21 protein-coding genes are annotated in these 22694 nt (G+C 47.7%); 4 read left to right on the top strand and 17 right to left on the bottom strand.

Annotation, left to right across the window (positions count from 1 at the left end; all coding sequences use genetic code 11):
* Window positions 1-322: 322 nt before the first annotated feature.
* Complete coding sequence (locus SPB21_RS18810) at window positions 323-2044, bottom strand: ABC-F family ATP-binding cassette domain-containing protein (RefSeq protein ID WP_499867404.1); 1722 nt, start codon at window positions 2042-2044, stop codon at window positions 323-325.
* 130 nt (window positions 2045-2174) lie between these two features.
* Complete coding sequence (locus tag SPB21_RS18805) at window positions 2175-2900, bottom strand: DUF928 domain-containing protein (RefSeq protein ID WP_163662002.1); 726 nt, start codon at window positions 2898-2900, stop codon at window positions 2175-2177.
* Between the two features lie 96 nt (window positions 2901-2996).
* Between SPB21_RS18805 and SPB21_RS18800 the strand changes: the two genes are divergently transcribed.
* Complete coding sequence (locus SPB21_RS18800; RefSeq protein ID WP_163662000.1) at window positions 2997-3611, top strand: PsbP-related protein; 615 nt, start codon at window positions 2997-2999, stop codon at window positions 3609-3611.
* A gap of 16 nt (window positions 3612-3627) precedes the next feature.
* Here the strand turns inward: SPB21_RS18800 and SPB21_RS18795 are convergent, their stop codons facing one another.
* Complete coding sequence (locus tag SPB21_RS18795) at window positions 3628-4176, bottom strand: hypothetical protein (protein WP_250564855.1); 549 nt, start codon at window positions 4174-4176, stop codon at window positions 3628-3630.
* A gap of 150 nt (window positions 4177-4326) precedes the next feature.
* On the opposite strand from SPB21_RS18795, the gene SPB21_RS18790 reads away from it, so the two are divergent.
* Window positions 4327-5700 (top strand): AAA family ATPase, encoded by a 1374-nt coding sequence (locus SPB21_RS18790; RefSeq protein ID WP_163661998.1) that lies wholly within the window; start codon window positions 4327-4329, stop codon window positions 5698-5700.
* A gap of 95 nt (window positions 5701-5795) precedes the next feature.
* Here SPB21_RS18790 and aroQ read toward each other — a convergent pair whose 3' ends face one another.
* The 3 genes from aroQ to SPB21_RS18775 all read right to left on the bottom strand — a co-directional run bounded on the left by aroQ (window position 5796) and on the right by SPB21_RS18775 (window position 7923).
* Window positions 5796-6239 (bottom strand): type II 3-dehydroquinate dehydratase, encoded by a 444-nt coding sequence (gene aroQ / locus SPB21_RS18785; RefSeq protein WP_163661997.1) that lies wholly within the window; start codon window positions 6237-6239, stop codon window positions 5796-5798.
* Window positions 6240-6348: 109 nt separating this feature from the next.
* A complete protein-coding gene (locus tag SPB21_RS18780) occupies window positions 6349-6504 on the bottom strand; it encodes a hypothetical protein (protein ID WP_156828345.1) in 156 nt (51 codons plus the stop codon).
* Between the two features lie 150 nt (window positions 6505-6654).
* Window positions 6655-7923 (bottom strand): competence/damage-inducible protein A, encoded by a 1269-nt coding sequence (locus SPB21_RS18775; RefSeq protein ID WP_499867401.1) that lies wholly within the window; start codon window positions 7921-7923, stop codon window positions 6655-6657.
* A gap of 130 nt (window positions 7924-8053) precedes the next feature.
* Here SPB21_RS18775 and SPB21_RS18770 point away from each other — a divergent pair, with 130 nt between their 5' ends.
* Complete coding sequence (locus SPB21_RS18770) at window positions 8054-9604, top strand: ArnT family glycosyltransferase (protein WP_499867399.1); 1551 nt, start codon at window positions 8054-8056, stop codon at window positions 9602-9604.
* 90 nt (window positions 9605-9694) lie between these two features.
* On the opposite strand, the gene SPB21_RS18765 is transcribed toward SPB21_RS18770, so the two are convergent.
* Both SPB21_RS18765 and glyA read right to left on the bottom strand, forming a co-directional pair.
* The gene (locus tag SPB21_RS18765) at window positions 9695-10756 is read right to left on the bottom strand and encodes a glycosyltransferase family 4 protein (RefSeq protein ID WP_163661996.1); all 1062 of its coding nucleotides are present in this window, start codon (window positions 10754-10756) and stop codon (window positions 9695-9697) included.
* Window positions 10757-11044: 288 nt separating this feature from the next.
* On the bottom strand, window positions 11045-12325 hold the full coding sequence (gene glyA, locus SPB21_RS18760) for a serine hydroxymethyltransferase (protein ID WP_163661995.1): 1281 nt from the start codon (window positions 12323-12325) through the stop codon (window positions 11045-11047).
* 385 nt (window positions 12326-12710) lie between these two features.
* On the opposite strand from glyA, the gene crtB reads away from it, so the two are divergent.
* Window positions 12711-13640 (top strand): 15-cis-phytoene synthase CrtB, encoded by a 930-nt coding sequence (gene crtB / locus SPB21_RS18755; protein WP_163661989.1) that lies wholly within the window; start codon window positions 12711-12713, stop codon window positions 13638-13640.
* Window positions 13641-13742: 102 nt separating this feature from the next.
* On the opposite strand, the gene SPB21_RS18750 is transcribed toward crtB, so the two are convergent.
* From SPB21_RS18750 to rplQ, 9 genes are all read right to left on the bottom strand, one after another.
* Window positions 13743-14183, bottom strand: a complete 441-nt coding sequence (locus SPB21_RS18750; protein ID WP_163703012.1) for an RNA recognition motif domain-containing protein — start codon at window positions 14181-14183, stop codon at window positions 13743-13745.
* 709 nt (window positions 14184-14892) lie between these two features.
* Window positions 14893-17436 carry a M48 family metalloprotease gene (locus SPB21_RS18745; RefSeq protein WP_499867396.1) on the bottom strand — a complete coding sequence of 848 codons (2544 nt, stop codon included), beginning with the start codon at window positions 17434-17436 and terminating at the stop codon, window positions 14893-14895.
* 57 nt (window positions 17437-17493) lie between these two features.
* Window positions 17494-18771, bottom strand: coding sequence for a metallophosphoesterase family protein (locus SPB21_RS18740; RefSeq protein WP_163661982.1), 1278 nt, complete (start codon window positions 18769-18771; stop codon window positions 17494-17496).
* A 109-nt stretch (window positions 18772-18880) separates the two neighbouring features.
* The gene (gene prfA / locus SPB21_RS18735; protein ID WP_163661980.1) at window positions 18881-19984 is read right to left on the bottom strand and encodes a peptide chain release factor 1; all 1104 of its coding nucleotides are present in this window, start codon (window positions 19982-19984) and stop codon (window positions 18881-18883) included.
* A 106-nt stretch (window positions 19985-20090) separates the two neighbouring features.
* Window positions 20091-20333 carry a 50S ribosomal protein L31 gene (gene rpmE, locus SPB21_RS18730; protein ID WP_006515928.1) on the bottom strand — a complete coding sequence of 81 codons (243 nt, stop codon included), beginning with the start codon at window positions 20331-20333 and terminating at the stop codon, window positions 20091-20093.
* A 49-nt stretch (window positions 20334-20382) separates the two neighbouring features.
* Window positions 20383-20793 carry a 30S ribosomal protein S9 gene (gene rpsI, locus SPB21_RS18725; RefSeq protein WP_006515927.1) on the bottom strand — a complete coding sequence of 137 codons (411 nt, stop codon included), beginning with the start codon at window positions 20791-20793 and terminating at the stop codon, window positions 20383-20385.
* 48 nt (window positions 20794-20841) lie between these two features.
* Window positions 20842-21273 (bottom strand): 50S ribosomal protein L13, encoded by a 432-nt coding sequence (gene rplM, locus SPB21_RS18720; RefSeq protein ID WP_163661979.1) that lies wholly within the window; start codon window positions 21271-21273, stop codon window positions 20842-20844.
* 89 nt (window positions 21274-21362) lie between these two features.
* On the bottom strand, window positions 21363-22241 hold the full coding sequence (gene truA, locus SPB21_RS18715; protein ID WP_163661977.1) for a tRNA pseudouridine(38-40) synthase TruA: 879 nt from the start codon (window positions 22239-22241) through the stop codon (window positions 21363-21365).
* Window positions 22242-22250: 9 nt separating this feature from the next.
* Window positions 22251-22601, bottom strand: a complete 351-nt coding sequence (gene rplQ, locus SPB21_RS18710) for a 50S ribosomal protein L17 (RefSeq protein ID WP_006515924.1) — start codon at window positions 22599-22601, stop codon at window positions 22251-22253.
* Window positions 22602-22694: the final 93 nt, after the last annotated feature.

The raw sequence follows: 22694 nt of genomic DNA, 5'->3' as shown, positions 1-22694 counted from the left end.
TGCTAAAAATTATCCAGAATATAGAGCATCTAGCTATATTTTTTTCTCTGTTTACCCCCAGTTTGTCAATGAGTTGAATTACTCATTGGAACAACCACGTTGTCAATAGATTTTTCTATTTGAACAGCTTTACTCTGTGTTTTCTTAGCACCCCAAAATTAATGCTATTGAAAATAACTGTGGGCAAGGATGCCTATATACTTCCAAGTCTATGGTGTGCTCTTGAGTAACTGTCAGAACTATATAAAAGTTTTGGGAGCATGACAGAAGTACATCTGAAACCTTATATTAATGTCCGTAAGGAAGGATGCAGTGTCAATGGTTATCCCTTTTTCTTGGCAGCGGCCTTGGCCTTTTGCTTATCCTTTTGTTTCTGCCGTTTAGCGGCTGCTTTAGCTGATCTTTCGGCTTCTATTTTTTCTAATCTAGCCCGTTCCTTCTCCTGGGCTATTTTCTCAAGATAGTAGCTATAGTCACCGCGATACAGCCGTAATTCACCTTCTCGGATTTCTACAATCTTATTGGCTACCTGGGAAATGAAAAAGCGGTCGTGGGAAACGATGAGAACAGTTCCCTCATATTCTTTTAACGCCGACTCTAGCATTTCTTTAGCTGGGATATCCAGGTGGTTCGTGGGCTCATCCAAAACTAAAAGGTTAGCTGGGGCAAGTAGCATTTTGGCCAAGGCTAAACGAGCTTTCTCACCACCACTGAGAGCGGTTACAGGTTTGTTTACCATGTCGCCGCTAAATAGAAAGCGACCTAGGAGGGTGCGTACTTCTTCATTTTTCCAGGTGGGCACCTCATCATGAATAGTGGCCATGACCGTTTTATTAAGGTCCAAGGCCTCTGCCTGATTTTGCTCAAAGTAACTAGGAATGACATTGTGCTCCCCTAGGGTGGCATTGCCTTCTACGGGCTCTTCTAGACCCATGATTAGGCGCAGAAGCGTCGATTTGCCAGCGCCATTGGGGCCCACAAAAGCGATGCGATCGCCCCGCTCAATCAGCAATTCTGCCCCTAAAAATAAAATGTTATCACCGTAAGTATGGGTGAGGTCGCTGATTTGAACGACTTCACGACCGCTACGAGGGGCGGGGGGAAACTTAAATTGCAAAGTTCTAACGTCGGAAATGGGAGCTTCGATCAGCTCTATTTTTTCCAACTGTTTCTCACGACTCTTGGCCTGGGTGCTGCGAGTCGCACTGGCACGGAAGCGATCGACAAAGGTTTGCTGTTTAGCAATTTCTTTTTGCTGACGATCATAGGTGGCCTGTTGAGCAAGCTTACTTTCCGCTTTTTGAGCCAGATAAGCGCTGTAATTACCCAAATAGGTAGTGGAGACGCCTCGCTCAGTTTCTACAATCTGAGTACAGAGGCGGTCGAGGAATTCACGATCATGGGAAATGATCACCATCGGTGTCGTTAAGCCTTTGAGATAGCCCTCAAGCCATTCGATGGTTTCTAGATCCAGATGGTTAGTAGGTTCGTCCAGCAGTAATAAATCTGGAGCTTTGAGCATCACCTTGCCCAGACCCATGCGCATTTGCCAACCGCCACTGAAGGAGCTAACTAGTCGCTCTCCATCATCATTTTGAAATCCCATTTCGGGCAGAATCTTCTCAATTTTGGATTCCAAACCGTAGCCGTCAAGAGCTTCAAACTTCCGTTGTTCGCGGTCTAGGGCCTTAATCAACTTTTCTAGTGCATCTGGGTCGGCACTTTCCATATGTATAGGAATTTCTGCCAGCTTTTGTTGAACTGTGTTGGCTTCTTCAAAGACTGTCCAAAATTCTTCACGTACGGTGCGGCGGGGATCAACTTCAAATTCTTGATTGAGATAGCCGATGTGTAGTTCATTGGGGCGAATGACATTGCCGCTGGTGGGTTCAACTTCCCCCATGATGATTTTGAGCTGAGTGGATTTGCCAGCCCCGTTAACCCCCACTAGACCAATGCGATTACCTGGTTTGACCTCCCAGGTAACGTCTCGCAATACTTCTCCGGTAGGATAAACCTTTGTAATGTTTTCGAGACGCAGCATAGGTTAATGAGTGAGATTACCAACGTTGAACGCGTTTATAAACTTTAACAAAAATCAACGTACAGTTTGTTTACTGTAGGTTAAAGCCTTGGTTTAATTTGGCGATCAACAGTAGCTAAAACATTGCTAATTAGGGTAGGAGAGGGGCATCCGCAATATTCTCTAGCCCGATAGATTCTAGTAGGATTTGCCAGCTGGCAATGGCCTGACGGTCGTTGGGTTGCTCCTGTAGATGGTCCGTTAGAGCACGGGTGGCATCAAACCACAGGCTGTTTTCAGCTGCGATCGCAGCTCGACTAATTCCGTCACTATTTTCGAGGGCTGCCGCCAAAGTAGGATCAGGCTCCAATCGTTCTACAAACCCCTCCGCCATCATCACGGCAATTGTCTCATCGGAGCAGTAAATCTCTACGCTCCAGTAATAATAATTCTCTGCTTTGAGGGGGGCCAGACCAATATTACGAGGAAGCTCTAGAGTGGCAATGCCTGCTGTGGGGGCGGGGACAAAAGCCGTCTGGTAAATCGGCTGAAAGATGCCCTCTTCTTCACTAACAACTTCGTAGAGGTTAAATTCGACATGGCTAGCGTTGTTGCTAGGCATATACCATTGGAATGCTGGATAATTATCCGTGGTGTAGCCCAGATCATCGTCTGGAAAGATGGATGTCAGCTGAGGGGCTTGTGGATCACTAATGCAGCTAGCACCAGCGGGGGAACGGGTGCCTCCTGAAACGCGTACATTGGGAATACCACGAGGTTTGGGGATATAGCCAGGAAATACTTCGGCACTCGTGGCCATTACAGATAGCCCCAACGTCACTGGAGCTAATGCTGAGACAAGGCTAAGAATTTTCATGGAAACCTGAGATGCTTGATACTAGACTGAGGTGTTCAGGCGACTAGAGTTTTGAGGGCTATTGTTCAAAGATATAGACGTCATCGCTAAACACTTATGGACTTTGATACTAAGCAGACTGTAAGGCAATTTGTATTGGGCATAGGCGCTTTAGGGATCGTCCTAGCCCCTGGCTCGACCGAGGTTGCCGCTGAGACGTTGGCTAATCACCAAGAGGTTGAGTTTGCTGCCGGTAATGCCGTTAACGTTAAGCAGGAACCGTCGGCCCCCAGTGAGTTTGCTCGTTATGAATCTGCTAAGTTCAGTGTGGATTACCCCAGGGAATGGCAAATAGCCTCCCAAGAAGATAATGGTGTGGCAATTGTCAGTATTGCCGATGGCGTCAATATGCCTATTCGCACCGATATTGTAATGCTCCGGGAAGATCCGCAGACTGCTGTGCCCCAAAAACTAGATCAAATCGTGGCTGACGCAGTAGCTGTGCAGCGCTACTCCCTGGTTGCTATCGATGGACAGTCGGGGTTTCGGATTTGGTACGAGCCAGAAGCTGGGCAACAAGCACTAATCACATTTGTGGGTTATGGTAACGAGCAAACAGTTGTCCTCTCCAGTCAGTATTCCCAGGTTGAGGATGCTGAAGTCCTGGTTACTCAAATTCATGATTCATTTGTGAATCATTCAATTGCCCGCGCGGCTAAGCCTGAGCAGTGATATAAACATCGTGGGCCTAGTGTCGTCGGGTGTAGTAAGAAACTTCTAAGTCAGCACACCAGCCAGCATTCGTGTTTTCGTATAGAAATACGGCATCTACACGAAAATAGCGGCCATCGTGAAAGATGCAGTCACCCACACGGGGAATGATGGGATACACCGCAAACCATAAATAGTCGCGGCTGGGCATATTGGTATTGGTGGGCATTGGGATTTTGGCCAATACCTGAACTTTGTAGCCATTCCCTGTGTAGCTTGCAGAAGGTGTTGGTGTAGAAGGCGGGCTAGTGTTTTTTTTGGCAGGGCTAGATCGAGTTTTTGTCGTTTTTGCTGTGGCCTTCGGTTTAGATAACGATTTTGATACTTTTTTTGCTGTTGGTTTAGCTGAGTTTTGAGGTGGGGCAACGGCTGGCGACTTGCTGAGTTTCTCTGGCGTAGCGAGGGAAAGATCCGTTGGCGATTTGTGTTGAGACTGGGGAGATACGTCAGGATCAGCGGGTGGTTTTTTTCTGCCCTTTTGCATAAAGGGATTGCCGATAAAGGGATTACCTTGCGAATCACCCATAGCTACTCCTGGACTTTGTTGTGGATAACCTAGCATAGGTTGTCGAATTCCATCGAGAAACCCAAGTTTTCCCATCGGTTATGGAAAAGCGGTGCAAAATATAGTCCAAGGGCAAAATCAGTCTTTTTAGGCATTCACATACGCTTCAGCATGCTTTATTCATCAGGTTCGCGTTCAGTCAATCTTACGTATTTAATTCTAGAAGCGTTGCGGATGTCTCCCGCCTCCATTCCTTACTACGTCAGTCAGTTTCTGGCAGAGAGCTTTCCTGAAAAGGAGATTTTAGAGGGGGATAGCTACTATTTTGATCTTCGTAAATATGCTGAAGAAGGACTGTGTACGACCCAGGTAATTAGCACGGTTGATTTGCCACCAGGCTATGCGGCAAGTGCCCGCGAAGCAGTTGTGCATAACCATGTAATGACCCTCTGGGATGCCAAGAACCAGAAACTGCGCTATGAGCAAAAGAATTTTTGTTTTGAGGTCCAGTGGCAGGAGCACATATTGATGGTTTTACAGCTGTCCTGGCCTCAGGGGTATTTTGACGATTGCCGTTATTACTGGATTTTGTCAGATACCCAGGTTGTTGCCGATAACTTTTTTGCTGATGTTTGTAAATGGAACTCCCAAGTAAGGGAAGAAGTTTTGGTGTTTGAGGGGGGCTTTTGGCAAAAAAATCGTGATTTATACGCGTCGATTAAAAGTGCCACGCTCGAAAATCTAGTCCTGGCTGGCACCCTCAAAGAAGATATTTACAAAGATGCTCAACGCTTCTTTGAATCGCAGGCTATGTATGCCGAGTACAACGTGCCTTGGAAGCGTGGCCTTTTGTTTATTGGCCCGCCAGGCAATGGGAAAACCCACATGGTCAAGGCGTTAGTCAATTCTTTGGGATATCCCTGTTTATATATCAAGAGCTTTAAGACCCGTCAGAGTAGTGATACTGATAACATGCGCTTGGCCTTTAATCGGGTTAGGGAGGCTGCCCCTTGCATTGTAGTGATTGAAGATTTGGATGCTCTAGTAGACGATGAGAATCGATCGTTTTTCCTGAATGAGTTGGATGGTTTCGCCCTCAACGATGGAGTGTTGATGATTGCCTCTACCAACCACCCAGAACGGTTAGATATCGCAATTTTGGAGCGTCCTAGTCGGTTTGATCGCAAGTATCATTTTGAAGCACCTGGAATGGACGACCGCGTGGCTTATTTGCAGCTTTGGAATCAGAAGTTGAAGTCAGAAATGCAGTTATCGCTGGATGAAATTGATGCGATCGCAACTACCTCTGAGAATTTTTCCTATGCTTATCTCAAAGAGTTGCTGCTGTCAGCCAGTATGGTTTGGGTTCAACAACGCACACCGGGCACCATGGCCAGTATCATGGTTGAGCAGCTTAAAAAACTTAAGACGCAAATGCAGAGCCAATCTTCCGAGTCTAAGGGCCAGGATGAGCACCCAACATCCGATATGAATGGGGCGGCATCGGATAAAGTAACCTCTGACTCTGCAACTGCTGAGACTTGAACCACCCCATTAAACTAGTACTCTGTGGCGTAAGTTTGCCCACTATAAATGTGGACGGGGGGATGCAATAGCTCCCAAAATTCTGCCATCGGGTACTAGGCTGAATTTTGTAAATGATTGACCAGGGCTCGTAGACCCAGGTAATAGCTATTTATGCCAAAGCCGCAGATTTGACCAATGGCAATGGGGGCAATGTAAGAATGGTGACGAAATGCCTCACGCTTATGAATATTGCTGAGGTGGACCTCAACCGTTGGAATATTTACAGCGGCAATGGCATCACGGATGGCAACACTTGTGTGAGTGTAGGCTCCAGGGTTTATCAATAATCCTTGATGCTTTTCACTAGTAGCCTGTACTGCATCCACCAAATCACCTTCGTGATTAGACTGATAGGTGCTAACCTGCACACCCAAAGACTCAGCCAGAGATACTAAGGCCTGATTGATATCATCCAGGGTATCGTGACCGTATATTTCAGGCTCACGTTTGCCCAACATGTTCAAATTAGGGCCATGAACTACGAAGATACTATCCAATGAGTCACCTAAAGCTACACATGGAATAGTATCAAAGACTAACCAGCGAAGCGACAGAGGTTAATCCTAGGACAATACTTGAAAGCCCATTTATAAATGATGCTGGGGCTTAACGACGGCGGCGATCGTTAACTGGAATAGGGATTGCTTCTGGCTCCGGTTGTGCTGAAGGGCCAAGCAAAGAGTCTAAAACCCGATTTACCCAGTTCTTCAACTTTTCCAGAATTTTGCCAATATCCATGAGCCAGGCTGCTCCTAATCTCATCTGGTGCGGTCTCATTTAACAAGACCATTATAAATTCCACAAATAGCAAATCAACTTGAAGTAAACTTCAGTGAAGTTACTTGTGGAAGTATTCACCATAATAACGAATTAGCAGAAATGATCAAGGTGTTGTCATCCCGATGTCGGTACTTACACTGTCTGAGGATTACTGAGTAAGGTACGTCGGAGTATATCTAGCGCGGTGTTACGACTCATTAAACGAATCCACTCGCGGCTTTTACGATGGCCAAACCGGCATTCAATATGCCACGTAGTTGTCTGGTTTGCCACACCAATAAATACTAAACCAACAGGTTTCTGCGGACTGCCGCCACCAGGACCGGCAATGCCTGTAATACTGATGCCCCAATCGGTTCGCAGCCGTGCACGGACACCACCTGCCATTTGTTCAGCAACTGGAGCACTGACAGCCCCATGGGTTACTAAATCCTGAGGCGAAACTCCCAGTAGCCGCTCTTTAACGGTGTTTTCATAGGAGATAATTCCCCCCATAAAATATTGGGAACTGCCTGGAACGGCGGTAACCATGGCACCCAGCCCACCCCCGGTACAGGATTCGGCTACAGCTAGAGTGGCAGCTTGTTCTATGAGCAACCGCCCGACAGCATTGCCCAAGGTCTCATCGTCTTCTCCAAAGCAGTCGACACCACCAATGGCTTTGAGTTGTTTGGCGACAGGGTCGATGAGCTGTTCAGCAGCGTTTAAAGAGTCTGCCTTAGCTGAAATTCGCAGCTTAATCACGCCGTCGCTGGCGTAGGGGGCAACTGTTGGGTTTTCTAGCTGAAGAAAATCATTGACTTTGGCGGCCAGACCTGACTCACTGGTGCCCCAAAATTTGAGGGTGCGGCTATGAATGATACCATTGCTCCACCCTTGATCTTGTAGATAAGGAACAGCAGTGGTTTGCCACATGGAGTACAGTTCTCGCGGTACTCCTGGAAACGTCATGATGTGCAGTCCGGGGCGAGGTTGCCAGAGAATACCGGGGGCTGTGCCTTGAGTATTCGGTAGTATATCTGCACCTTCGGGAAGCCAGGCTTGCTTACGATTGTTATCAGTCATAACGCGATCGCGCTGAGCAAATTTAGCTTTAATATCAGCCAGAACCTCGACGTTTTCCACTAGCGGTACCCCAAAGAAGTCTGCAATCGTTGCAGTTGTAATGTCGTCAGGGGTGGGGCCAAGGCCACCGGTAAAAATAATCAACCGTGACCGTTCACAGGCAATGGCGATTGCTCTTGCTAAGCGCAGTGGGTTATCACCCACAACGGTTTGATAGTGATGGGAAATACCCAAATGGGCCAGCTGCTTGGCCAGGTATTGGGCATTACTGTTGAGAATATCGCCTAAAAGTAGCTCAGTTCCCACACATATGATTTCTGCACTGCCGGTGATCATGGTTGGCCAAGATAGGTCGTTAATAAAGGAAAGCGGAGAAAGTGCCCTGTGTTGGTTGATGGTAAAGCATTTCTTGCAAATTTGATCTGATACTTGGAAGGTGCGTGCGCTTTGCAATTGGGATGAAAACATGGCCACTGGAAAATTGATGCAATGGCCAAGCTGGCTGATGGGGCTGGTAATAGGCTCTTGGATTTTACGAATACTTATTGCATGGCTGTTGCCGCCAGGGTTTGATGAAGCTTACTACTTCTTGTACACCCAGCATTGGGATTGGAGTTATTTTGACCATCCGGTCATGGTGGCGTTGACGACGGCACTGGGTCCCTGGTTAACGGGGTATATTTCACCCTTGACGATCCGACTGGGGGCATTGATTCTATATGGCCTCAGTACGTGGTTGCTCTATTTAAGCGGGCGGCAGTTGTTTGGGGAGAAAGTTGGGATGGGGGCAGTTGCGATCGCCTCCCTATGCCCGTTATTTATATTCAGCTTTGGTCTGCTAGCAGCCCCAGATAACGCCTTGATCTTTTGGTGGTCAGTGACGATGTATGTGGCTGTCTTGGAATTTTTCCCAGTGAAGGGACCCTATCAACCCACTGCCAAAATTGCTTTGATTGGTCTGTTGCTAGGGCTGGTCTGTCTGAGCAAATATCACGGCTTTGTTTTAGGGCTGAGTTTGGTGGGGTTTTGTTTAACCAGCACGCGTCATCGTCAAGCACTTGTGTCCGTATGGACCTTGGCCGCCCTAGGGCTTTTTAGCCTGGCTTTACTGCCGCTGGTGTACTGGAACCTTCACCATGATTGGCTCTCCTTTGGATTTCACTTATTTACCCGGTTTGACGGTGATGCCACGGGGCCTCAGTTTAATTTGCTGAATATGGTGGGTGTGTGGCTGGTGGGTATTGCCTACCTGTTTCCTGCCTTGGGGTTTCCACTGTGGTGGGCCATTGGTCGTCACCTCTGGCATGTACCCAACGGTGATTTGCGCCATCGATTTATTCTATGGCTAGGGTTGCCCATTGCGGCTGGGTTTACCTTGCTCGGCGGTTTTACCCGGATTTATCCGGCTTGGCCTGCTCCAGGACTGTGGAGTTTGAGTTTATTGCTGGCGGTGACCATGGCCGGCTGGTCATCCCAAACAGTAAGACGATGGTTGGTCAGCAGTGCCCTGGTGATAGCCACATTATTAGTGTTTGCCCTGGGCCATGTCGCGCTGGGGACCCTACAGCGCCCCGGTGGCGTGGTTGAGGTGGTGGCACCAGAAACCGATCCAACCACCACCATGATTGACGTGGTACAGCTACGGCGACGGTTGCAAGAGGGTGGCGTGGGAGATGCGATCGCAGCCGCGAATTTTCTAGTGACGAATGAGTTCTGGCTCAGTGGATATGTAGACATGGCCATTAGCCCTCTCACGTCATCTCCCGTAATGGCATTTACTCAAGATCCACGGGGTCATGCAGTCTGGTTTCAGCCAAAAGATTGGTTGGGATATTCAGGGCTGTTTCTGAGTATTGCCGATGATGATCAATCTGAGATCCGAGCTACCTACGCCCCCTACTTTGAGCGGTTCGATTTGTTAGCAAGCGTAGACACTCAACGGGCAAGATCGACAACGGAGACGTTCTATCTATACGACGTTGGTCAACTCATAAAGCCCTACGATTATCCATATTGACGGTCGATAGATATAAGAGAGGGCAGGTATAAGGCCTGCCCTACGAATTTATTGTTTGTTGGCAGTGGCCATTGCCGATTCGTTACCGGTTCATCTCGCATGACGTTTAGCCCGCCAACCTGTGTAGCCTAATAATGCTGTTGAACCAAGCGCATAGGCCCTGCCACTGGGCATATCAGAGAAGGCCAACGCTAGACTACCCACCCATAGGGTCAAAGAGTAAATAAATAACACTGTAAAGCGATGGGATAATCCAGCATTTAAAAGCCGATGATGGAGATGTCTTTTATCTGCAACAAACGGGGACAGCCCTCGACGCAGACGAGCCAGGATGACCGCTGACATATCCAAGATGGGCACAGCCAATATCAACAAATAGGGTAAAAATACCGCAGCTGTTGTTACACCTTTGACCAGACCAATGACCCCTACCCCTGCCAGGGTAAAGCCCATGTAATAGGCCCCGCCATCCCCCATAAAAATTTGGGCAGGGTTGAAATTGTACTTGAGAAAACTCAAGGCTCCACCGGCAAGAGCGGCAGCAATAAGGGCTGCAGCAGGCTGCTCCATAAACAGAGCTACCAGCATCATGACAATCGCGGCAATTCCGGAAACCCCAGCTGCCAAGCCATCTAACCCATCAATCCAATTAATTGCATTAGCCATCCCCACCAGCCATACAACCGTTATGGGTAAACTCACCCAGCCAGCTAGTTGAACAATGCCCAACCCTGGAATAGACACAAACTCAATATCCACCCCTACATGCCAGGTAATAGCCGCGACAACAGCCTGCATTAACAAACGACTAATGGCAGAAAGCCCAAATAGATCATCCAACAACCCGATTAAGAAGAATGCCAAGCCTCCCAAGGTAACACCCCAGATTTCAGCCTCAGGTTCATTAACCAGCTGTTGACCTTGGGCATCAACAAAGCCACCAATATTCCAAACAACCAATAGAGCCACGACGGAGCCCAAAAAAATTGATACGCCCCCCAACCTAACCATGGGGACTTTATGTACTTTACGGCCACCAGGCATATCAACTCGGCCACTGTGTAACCCAATTCTTTTGACAATCGGTGTAGCGACAAGAACCACAACAGCCGACAGCGTAAAAGCTAACAGGGGATATATCTGAAAGGGCATGGGTGACAGAGTAAGGGGGAAGACAACACAAGCTCTTATATGAACTCAACGCACAGGGTTGGCAGCACACACAATAGTCACCGTCACCCTAGCAGGTTTTCTAGATCTTTCAAGCCGGTAATTATATGGTTCAAATAACGATTATGGATTTGTCAAAGGAATTGGCGAGATATAGGGATTTTTATAAATCTTTGATACGTCAGGTACTCATGACGTATCAAAGATTCTTTGTAGGAATTCCATGGAAGATAGAGCAATTGTGAAGCTATCTAGCCATGAAGAGATTACCTAGGCCAAAATAGCCTCTGTTGGGTGGAGATGAGGATAAAGAGGAAATCGATTACAGAGAGCTGCAACACGATTTCGACAGTCAGTTTCAACATCACTATCCTCAGGGGAGAGTAGCCGATCAGCAATAATGTTGGCAATCTCCTTGAACTCTTCACTGCCTAGCCCGCGAGTGGTCATAGCTGGTGACCCTAAACGCAGACCACTGGTCACAAAGGGAGACTCTGGATCAAAGGGAACCGTATTTTTATTGGCTGTAATGTTGACCATGCTGACTAGAGCGTCAGCCTGTTTTCCAGTCATACCAATGGAACGCAAATCGACCAATACCAGGTGATTATCGGTGCCATCTGAAACCACCTTAAACCCTCGTGTCTGTAGCTGCGCTGCAAGGGCTTTGGCATTGGTAATTACCTGGGCGCAATAGGTCTTAAATTCGGGTTTAAGCGCCTCTCCAAAAGCGACTGCCTTAGCGGCTACGACATGCTCTAAGGGCCCCCCTTGGCTACCAGGAAACACGGCTTTATCAAACTTTTTACCCAAATCAGGGTCATTGGTCATGATCAGACCACCACGGGGACCTCGCAATGTTTTATGTGTGGTGGTGGTCACTACATGACAGTGGGGAATGGGATTGGGATGATGACCTGTCGCAACTAGCCCTGCAATATGAGCGATATCGGCCATGAAGTAAGCACCTACCTCATCAGCAATGGTTCGGAACTTATCAAAATGAATAGTTCGGGAATAAGCAGAATAGCCACAAATAATTATTTTAGGTCGATGCTCAAGGGCTAGCTTCCGAATTTCATCGTAGTCAAGTTGCTCAGTTTCCTTGTTAACGCCGTACTGGACAACATTGAACCATTTGCCCGATACATTCACCGGAGAGCCGTGAGTTAAGTGACCACCATGGGAAAGATCCATACCCAGGATGGTATCGCCGGGTTGTAGTAAGGCTAGAAAAACTGCAAAGTTAGCCTGAGCACCCGAATGGGGTTGAACGTTAGCGTGGGCCGCTCCAAACAGCTGTTTGACTCGATCAATTGCCAGAGCCTCAGCCTGATCGACAAATTCACACCCGCCGTAATATCGCTTATTAGGTAACCCCTCTGCGTATTTATTTGTCAGAACAGAACCTTGGGCAGCCATGACAGCAGGGGATGTAAAGTTCTCGCTGGCAATTAGCTCTAAGTGTTCCTGTTGACGCTGACGTTCGTTCTCGATGATGGCGGCAATATCTGGGTCAGTTTGTCTCAAAAATTCAAAATTAGTGGTCATGGGGATGGATACTTTAAGTTGGATAAGTCTGGTTGGCTGAAGAGTTAGGACAGGAATTTAATTCTTCGTGGTTTTACCAGCAAACTATAGTACCGTGCTGCAAAGGGTGGTTACCAGCTAGAGCCATCGCCTCTAGCTGTTTCAATTTCTGGTTAATTGAAACCTCACTAAGGTTAATGTTACGTTTTTGTATCAGAATGTAACGCTTGAAAATCTATAATGGATAAAATCCACGAAAACTTGTGATTAATCCTGTGCTTGGGCATTTACAAATGTTCAAGGATAGTAAGGTGAATTTGCATTTGTCATTAGCTGGCAAACATTCATCTCTTGTTTTTTGACTCCCTACTAGCTCTTGACGCTTTTTTGCTTAAGAAGGACACCCATGCTGCTGCAACCCACTACTAATGTCTCGCCTGCGTCCAAGTTGGCTTCTGTAGATGAGTCCTACGAACGCTGTCGGCAAATTACAGCTAAGTACTCAAAGACATTTTATATGGGTACGATGCTGATGTCGGAAGTCAAACGCCGTGCCATTTGGGCGATTTATGTATGGTGTAGGCGTACAGATGAGTTGGTTGATGGCCCTTCTGCTCAGTTCACGACTGAAGACACCCTTAATGATTGGGAGAAGCAACTAGAGTCTGTCTTTTCAGGTCATCCTCAGGATGACTACGATGTCGCTATGGTGGACGCTCTAGAGCATTTCTCCTTAGATATCCAGCCTTTCCGTGACATGATTTCGGGGCAACGGATGGATTTAGAATGCTCTCGATACGAGACCTTTGAAGATCTAAAGCTATATTGCTATCGGGTTGCAGGTACGGTGGGTTTAATGTCCACCGTAGTGATGGGTGTGGACCCTGAATACAACACAGCACCCTGGGCTAAGGCATTACCTTGTCCTACGGAAGAAGCTATTGCCTTGGGCATTGCTAATCAGCTCACTAATATCTTGCGTGATGTGGGAGAAGATGCCCGTCGTGGTCGCATTTACTTACCCCTCGAAGACCTTGAGCTATTCAAATATAGTGAAGACGATTTAATGAATGGGGTGATTGATGAGCGTTGGTGCGCACTGATGCGCTTTCAGATTCAACGGGCATTAAAGTTTTATCGTCAGGCAGAAAGCGGTATCAGTGTTCTAAGCCCTGATGCTCGCTGGCCTGTATGGTCTGCTCTGATGCTTTATCGCAAGATTCTGGATGTAATTGCTGAGAATCAATACGATGTCTTTAACAGACGTGCATTTGTCCCTACAGTACGTAAGCTGCTCTGCTTGCCACCTGCATTGCTTCGTGCTCGGGTGCTTTAAGCTAGCGTTGAATCCTCTAAAGGTTATAAACTTTCAGCATTAAAAAAAGCCAGGGGATGCATCCCCTGGCTTTTTCCTAAAGTCAAGTAGTGGAGGGCGCTTCTATGAAGCAGTTGTTTGGGCAGCTAGCATTTCCTTGAGCTTTTCCAAATCGGAAGCCCATCGAGGATCGGGCTGTGTGCTTTCAGGAGCTGGGGAGGAATAGGTAGCAGGCTTACGTCCACCGCCGTTACGCTTACCGCCCTTTCGATTATTGTTTCCGCTACTAGCATTAGCGCCCTCATTTTCTTTGGTACGGGGCATTGCTTTCTCAACCTTTAGAGTGATGTCTTGCAAAGCCTGGCCATTGTACTTGGTAACAAGGGTGTCTGCGATCTCATCAGTTTTAACAGTTACGAACCCAAAGCCGCGGCACTTGCCAGTCTTTCGGTCAGCAATCAATTTTACTGAAACGATATTATCCACGTCTTCTGAGAAGACAGCTTCAAACTCCTCGCGTTCTAGATCGCGGGGTAGGTTGCCAATATATAAGCGCACTGACATGGGATACCTCTTAAAAAAATCTAAAAAACAACTGCGGCGGATAGGCAAACAAAAAATTAGCCAACTAGCCCTACCAGAGCTTGGAAATCTCTAGAAAATAGCTTGTAACTGTGGCTTGAAATGATTAACAGGTGACGAACCGCAGCAAAAAAACTGGCCATTTTAAGCGAGCAACTACGTTGATGAGCTAACAACCCTACTTAGGGGTCTGCAAAAATCACTTTAAAACTCTGGTAACAGTCAACTAAAACGACTACTCATCACTATCGTTACCAGAAAATTCTCATTATATTCAATGAGAACTATGACGTATCTCTACACCTTCAAGGTATCACGCTGTCCGATGCCTAGCCAAGCTATTCAGTGGTTTTTTTGGTGAAGCTCCCTAAAGATAGCGTAGAGTATGCCATCAAGTGTATTGGTCTGTTTTGTCCCTTCCGTGGGTAAAACCATTGAGGGCATTTACTCGAAGGGAAAGACAATTGATATAAGTAAATGATTTATCGTTAAACCATTTTTTCAAAACAACAGCATCTGTGTAATAAAAAAACCAGCCACTTTAGTAGGGCTGGTTTGCTGTGTTGAGAGTAGGAGAACCCGATGCCCAACGACAAATTGCTAAATAAACAATCTGAAACGAAATTAGGCAATCAGTACTCATTTACAATATTTAACATTTTCTGGTAATGGGTGCAACGTGTCGGTATGGTCAGCCGCCTTTGAAGATGAGCCAAAGGCCGTACGCCAAAGGGCAGAGGCTGCTAATGGTAGCCCATATGGGATGTTGAGCAATCTTGATTTGGTTTTGATCGTTTTGGAGGCGGTCAATATCAATCCAGAGGTGATGTCCTCGGCGAAACCATCCGGTTACCTGTAATGACTGTTGGAGCCAAGGGGTGAGGCTTTTGATATTGCCCAAGGGGCCAAAGTGGTTGGTGTAATGCAGTTTAATGCAGTTTTGGGGTGTGCGTAGTCGCCATTCTTGACCTAGCCAGTTTGCTAAGGCTGGGCGGCCTGTCAGAGTACCTTTGATAGTTACAGGTCGATGACTGAGGGGAATCAGCGTAGGATCTTTTTGCCAGCTTGTTAGGTGTGCTTCACTTTTTGGCTGAGTGTTGCTGATTTCTGGAAAAAAGGGATTGATCCTTAGTAACTGGCCAGTTGCGGCACAGATCAGAGGGATACCAATGAGAATGCTGCGATCTTTATAAAGCCAATCCAGTAGAGGGAAATCGAGGCTTGTCGCGATCGCACCAATGAGCCACATTACACCTGCTACACCCAACCCCACGATTAATCCAGACCATCCGCCCCCCTGGGACAGGAGTTCTTGCCAATCATGGGCAGAGAGAATGCGCGCTCTATTTTTGAGGGTCAGATGGGCAAAGTTGAGACTCGGTTTTAGTCGCCAATGCCGTCCATAAGCTCCTAGGGTATAGAGTCTATCTCCTAGGGGGGGGTGAGCTTGATTGATGGATAGCCAGTGCCGCAATGGATTAAACGCCCCCCAAGCATACTGTTGCACCGATGTCCCCGTTTCTTCCAATCCAACTGGCAGCATTAAGTCCAAACTTTCCAATAAAGGAGGCGTGTAGCCTTGCTGGGCGATAGCCTCTGCGTTGGCTTGTGACAATTTGGCCAGTGCCCGTACAAGGCCATTGGGATTGCCCGTAAGTTCGGTGGCGATGCGATCGCGATAGGGTGTGCGAATACGCGCTAAGCTACACCCGATCTTAGCCAGTAGCCAAAACATACAATAACTAAGAGTGGCGAGTGTACCAGCAGTCCACTGGATGAGGATTGGGCGATGCTCGCCGTGCCGTGCCAAGAACCAATAGACACGATGGCATCCTTGTAATAACAGCCCTAGTCCGGAAAACAAGATCCAGTCAAGTTTGGGCCAGTGGCTGATTTCATACATGATGATTGCGGCCAACTCATCGGGCTGTAGGCGATCGAGTAGCCCCTGGCTGACCACCAGTTGACCAACGCGAGGCTGCCAGCCATAGGAAAAAATAACGGCTAGTTCACTGTCTATTAGCTGAATTGTGGGAAATTTCCAGCGTCGATTTGTGCAGAGACGTCGTAATAACTGAGCAGCTTCCGGGCTGTAGTTTTGTAATTGTTGATGGGTGATTTGTTCAGAAGGGCGTAAAAGCAATGCCCATAACCAGGGCGCTGCCAACGTCAATAGTCCCAATCCAATCAGGACTGTCCAGGTCTGGTTACCCCAAAAAAATGGGGCTGGTCTAATATTGATCGGTAAGATCCGATCGAGAAACTGTAAGTAGCCGCGAATAAAGATCAGGCTAGTTTTTAGCGACCAACGAATTACCAAAAAAAGAATTGGGATTGTTGTTATTTGAGCAAACCAAAGTTTCCCTTTACTGACTTTACCTAGAGATTTCAGGGCTCTGAGGCGAGTGCCTTGGGGCCAACTGTCAGGGCCATGTGGTGGAGGTGCAGAAGCTAGAGGGTGGGGGGGAGAGTCTTGTTGTTTTTGGTGAGGGGATTGTTGCTGTTTAGGGGGCTGTGGCTTTGGCCGTTGTGTGGACGTGCTAGTTTGCTGTGGTGTGGATGCAGCAGTTGGCGTACTTTTCGGCACTTGATTGACGCCTGTGTCAATGGTGCTCAAATCTTGTTTAGTGTTGAGCGTTTCATAATGGAACAAAGACGATCTGCCTACAGTTTGGTGAGTGAGGTCGTTGGTGGACTGAGGCTGTACGTTTAATGTCTGGTTAGAAAGTCCACGACTGTCAGCAATGGTTTGCTCACTGTGCGTTAGCGATTGGCTAGGGACGTCTTCAGCCAATGTTGGTTGGATGTCTGGTGAGGAAATACTGTCTTTTGAGGGGGGTGTTTGATTGACGGTCGGTGTCTGGTCGTTAAAAGGGATAAAGCCGCTGCTCTCAGGGACAAACCCTCTACTCTGGGGTGCTTCAGGTGTGCTATTGGGTCTCTTTAGTGATGGTTGGTCAGTCTCTAAATGTTTTAATTTATCGTGGGCCCATTGACGAATAGCCTGACTATGGCTGTTTAGTAGAGATTTGCATAGGGTTTGGGCCTGGATATTCGCTCCTTGGGCTTCATAGGTACGAATAAGACCCATTTGAGCTTTGAGTCGATGGTTTGTGCTGACCCCATCCGCTTGACTGAGCTGTGTAAACGTTGCGATCGCACGCTCATAATCTTTTTGCTTGAGTGCAGCTAGCCCGGTTTTAATCAAATAGTCCGGTGATCGATCTAAACCCATGCAGATATCCTCTGATGTTATTGACGGCAGTGCAGGGGACACAAGTTTGACGCAATCTTAACCCGAATGGCCAGGAGATGCTTTCGTCGGTGGGTTTAATATCTGTTCAACCAGTGTGTAGAGAGTCTCTTCATTTACACCAGTAAGCTGTTGTTCTTTGAGATCGATCAAACCTGCGGCAAGGGGCTGTGCTCGTTTTTTATAGACATTGTGAGCTGTTAGCAGATCGGTGAAAATCTCTCGTTCAATTTGATGACGGTCAGCATCGTCCGGCAATGGCGTGCCGTACTCAACGTTTTCAACTTCATACCTAAGTAGAAAAATTAATGCGCTACAGTGTTCTTGCAATAAGCTTTGCAATTTTCTGGTATCAAGTTCTAAGCGCTCAAAACCGATCTGCCCTTCAATCCGCAGTTCCACAATGGGCTGGTCCGCAGGGATGAGGCGTTTTTGCTCCATTGCCCGGTCAATGACCTTAAGGGCTAGCCCTTCAATATCCTCTAGCGCTTCTTGCCCCCGTAATTTTAAGGACAGACGAATAATCGGACGCTGTCGATATTCAGTTTGTAGCTGAGCATCCACTTGGCCATTATTGATTTCCACTAGAAGAGCGCCGCGCTCCAGACCCCCCTCCTCAATATTGTTGGCTTCAAGGGAGCCAGGATTAAAAACCCAGTTATCGACGGTGTAGTGCTTATGGATATGCCCTAGACCGACGTAGTGCACACCAGCTTTTTTAAGAGGCAATAAATCGCCATAGCGTAACGCTCCAGAGTAACGAGCAATTTGCCCTTCTAAACCGTGATGGAAGAGTAAAACAGTTGAGCCGGGGCCTACAGGCAATGTTTCTATAGCCTGTGCAATTTGTTCGATGGCCTTAGGGGCAGCAGCACCATACCAGTTAGAGCCGAGTACTCGCACACCACAGTCAAGATCAATATAGCCACCCCGTTTTGTTGCCTCATTCCAAGGGGTGTACATCGCTTCATCTTGACTGGGCTCTAGCAGTGTGAGTAATCCCCAGTCTGATAAATAGCGTAGCCAACTGGTCTTAGTGCCATAGGGACAGTTGTCATGATTGCCTTCAATGGCAATTGCTGGAATACCCGCACTCTGCAACTGCTGGAGACAGAGCTGAGCCTGATTCAAAATAGCCGGTTGAATCATTCGATGTTCAAACAGATCACCGGCAATGACTACAAAGTCTACACGTGTCTGGATAGCATAACGCTCCAACACATCCCACAGCGTATGGAAAAAATCGGTGGTGCGTACCTTGCTGTTGTAACGATCAAATCCCAGATGTACATCGGCAATGTGCAGAAATTTCGCCATGGTAAAGGGAATGAATGTGAGTGATTAATTTTAGTTTTGAGCTGGAGGTTGTCAAATAAAACTAATGACTACTTACCCAGAGCATGGGGGCATCATCCCGGAGGCTATCTTAAACAGGCGTATCAGTTTCAGCCGCCAGCTGTTCTAATTTAGCCTGTTGGTCTTGGGTGATGCAGGATTGCACCATGATTTCAATGTCTCCTTCTAACGCGGGGGATAGGCTAAAGTTTTGTCCCAGACGGTGGTCCGTGACTCGGTTATCCTTATAGTTATAGGTGCGAATTTTCTCTGAGCGTGAGCCGGTCCCTACCTGAGAGCGTCGCATATCAGTGACTTCTGCTTGTTGCTCTTGGAGCATCATTTCGTAAAGCTTAGCCCGCAAAATTTGCATAGCGCGCTCTCGGTTTTGTAGCTGCGATCGCTCTTCCGTACAGAAAATTCGAATACCTGTAGGTTTATGGAATAAGTCTACGGCTGTTTCTACCTTGTTGACATTCTGACCACCTGCACCACCAGAACGTGCTGTGGTCAGTTCAATATCTTTGGAATCAATTTTAACTTCCACATCGTCCACTTCTGGCATCACTGCCACGGTTGCTGTCGATGTGTGCACTCGACCGCTAGTTTCTGTGGCAGGCACCCGTTGCACGCGATGGACGCCTGCTTCAAACTTGAGTTTGCTGTAAACTTGGTCGCCTGTAATTTCTAGAATGGCTTCTTTGCAGCCACCCATATCAGCGACCGACTGACTAACTGTCTGTACCTTCCAACCCTGCCCCTCAGAATAGCGGGAGTACATCCGCAACAAATCCCCTGCCCAAATGCCAGCCTCATCGCCACCAGCACCTGCTCGGATCTCCAACATAATATTTTTATCGTCATTGGGATCGCGTGGTAACAGAAGAATTTTGAGGCGGTTTTCTAGGTCACCAATGGTTGCCTGAAGTTCCTTGACTTCCATGGCTGCCATTTCTCGAAGTTCCTCGTCCCCTGCGGACTCTTTCAGAACTTCTTGAGCGCCCTCGCAGTCTGACTGAGCTTTTTTCCAGTCGTTATAGGTGGTGATAGTTTCCTCTAATGACGCCCGCGCCTTGGCAATTTTTTGGAACTCAGTCGGATCTTTTGCCACATCCGGGTCGGCAAGGCGGCGGGTGAGTTCTTCAAAAGTTTGGTCAACCGACTTTAATTTGTCGAGTAGATATTGCTCAGCCATGGGATTTGCTCAATGATTTCAGCGGATTCGGGCTAGAAGAAATGTCAAATAAAAAATATCCGAAGGATACAATAATCCTTCGGATTCAAGATGACGTTATGAGCAGCTAGCCTTCTGAGCTATCAGCTGTTTTGGCCTTATCGTCGGCCATGCCGTACTTACGTAAGAAGCGCTCTACACGACCCTCAGTGTCAATGATTTTCTGCGTTCCTGTGTAAAAGGGATGGTTGCCAGACCATACATCAACGTGAAGCTCGGGCTTAGTAGAGCCCACAGTCATAATTAACTTGCCGTCGCAGTAAACCTTAGCGTCAGGATACCACTCGGGATGAATATCAGCTTTTGGCATTGTTCTAATCCGGTAGTGAGATGATCTAAAAAATAGATAGAATCCAAACTTAACGCTTGGAGAACTGGGAGGCTTTACGGGCTTTCTTCAAACCGTACTTCTTACGCTCCTTACAACGGGGATCACGGGTTAGATAACCTTCAATCTTTAAAGGACCACGGTTTGCAGGGTCTAGTTCACACAGAGCTCGAGCTACACCGAGCTTGATGGCATCAGCTTGACCAGTCAATCCACCACCACGAACATTAACTAAAATATCGTAGTCACCTTCCAGGCCTAGAGTCTCTAGCGGAGCTTTGGTTGCTGACAAGTAGGCAGAGTTGTTCTGAAGATGATCTTCACCGGGTTTACCGTTGACAAAAAGCTTGCCTTCTCCTGGAACTAAGCGTACGCGGGCGACAGATGCCTTGCGACGGCCAGTACCCCAATAAACAACGCGATCGGACTGTCCTTCTGACATGGAATTATGCTCTCCTGTAAATACTGCTAAATACTATGAGGTCGACTCCTAAAGGCTGATTGTTTCAGGCTGTTGAGCAGCGTGGGGATGCTCAGGACCTGCATAGACTTTCAGATTGGTAAACAGCTTACGTCCGAGAGCATTCTTAGGCAGCATTCCTTTAACAGCCTTTTCAATAATGCGCTCAGGAATCCGGTTCTGTAGTTGGTCAAATGTTTCAACCTTCATTCCACCAGGACGACCAGAGTGACGGCGGTAGAGTTTTTGCTGACGCTTGTTACCGGTAACGTTAACCTTCTCAGCATTAATTACGATAACAAAGTCACCCGTATCCATATTGGGGGTGAAGGTGGGTTTATTTTTACCACGCAAGATATTGGCAATTTCTGTTGCTAGACGACCAAGGCGCTTGTCAGCCGCATCGACAACGTACCACTTCTTGTCAATTTCTTGGACAGGGGGAATGTAGGTCTTAAACATGCTTAGGCTCTGATATCAACGAACTGGATGAAAGGCTGCTTCTTTTTCTAAGAGTGTTGAGTAACATCTCAACGATTGCCCACAGCAATCTAAACAGCCAAATTCTTGGTGGTGGAATGCAGCGTTAGCTGTGGTTGAGTATCAAACCAAGCATCCGGTGCAAAGGGGAAATGTTGGTAACCGACTCGCAACAGACAAAGTCCTCGAGCCGGTGCGGCATGCTTAACCAAGTCACGACGCCCTGACTGCCATAGTTCAGTAAAAGCAGCAGGGGTTAAGCGGCGGCGTCCCACACTCACTAGCAAGCCCATCACCAGGCGCACCATGCCGTACAGAAAACCGGCAGCTTGCAGCTCAACCTGAACAAACGGTCCACAGCGGGAACATTCAGCCGCCTGCAACTCAACCCACGAATGGGCACGACTAGATCCCGCGCGATGAAACGCAGTTAGCTCATGATAACCCACCATGGGGGTTAATGCCGACTGCATTAGCTGATCGTCCAGCGGTTCATGGTAAAAATGCCATGCGTAGGGACGAACAAAGAGATTGGGATAGGCATCGGTGTAGATGGTGTATCGATACCGTCGCCATTTGGCCGAATATTGGGCATGCCAATCATCGGGAACCTGAGCCGCAGCGCGAATCACGATGTCTTCACTTAATCGATGATTAAGTATAGATGCCCAACGGTAGGCTGGGATGATTTTAGGAGCATCAAAGTGGGCTACTTGGGCTGCCGCATGTACCCCCGTATCAGTACGCCCTGCGCCATGAATGGTGACGTGATAACCCAGTAATGACGCGATCGCTGCCTCAATCTCCGCTTGTACCGTACGTTTTTCCGGCTGACGTTGCCATCCATAAAAATGGGTGCCCTGATATTGAATAACAATGGCTACCCGTTGGGTACCTTGGTTGGCTTTAGGGACAGCTTCGAGCTGCTTAGCGGGCGTACGATTAGCCATCAATGGGAACTAGGTGAGCTCAATAATGGCCATCACTGAATTGTCACCTCGGCGGCTAATTGTGCGCACGATGCGAGTATAGCCACCCTGACGCTCAGCATATCGAGAGGGGGCTTGTTCAAACAAAGAATGAACAAGGTCTTTGTCGTACATGTACCCCATGGCTCGACGGCGAGCCGCCAGGGAACCTTCCTTGGCTAGGGTGATCATACGCTCGGCTTCGGAACGGACGGCTTTGGCTCGAGTGAGTGTGGTTTTGATCCGACCGTGACGAATGAGTTCAGTAGTTAGCGATCGCAACAAAGCACGACGCTGATCTGCAGGTTTGCCCAGATGGGGCGTACGACAACGATGGCGCATAGGGTCTCCTCTGTTAGCAAATAGACAAGAAAAAACCGAAGCCTTGGGCTTCGGAGAGATTGGCCTGAAAACACTCAAGGCCAATGCGTTAGG

This window comes from Leptothoe sp. ISB3NOV94-8A (assembly GCF_043421595.1).
GTDB lineage: Bacteria > Cyanobacteriota > Cyanobacteriia > Phormidesmidales > Phormidesmidaceae > Leptothoe > Leptothoe turfae.
Note: the sequence above shows the minus strand (reverse complement) of the source record. Positions and strands in the feature narration are given on the sequence as shown.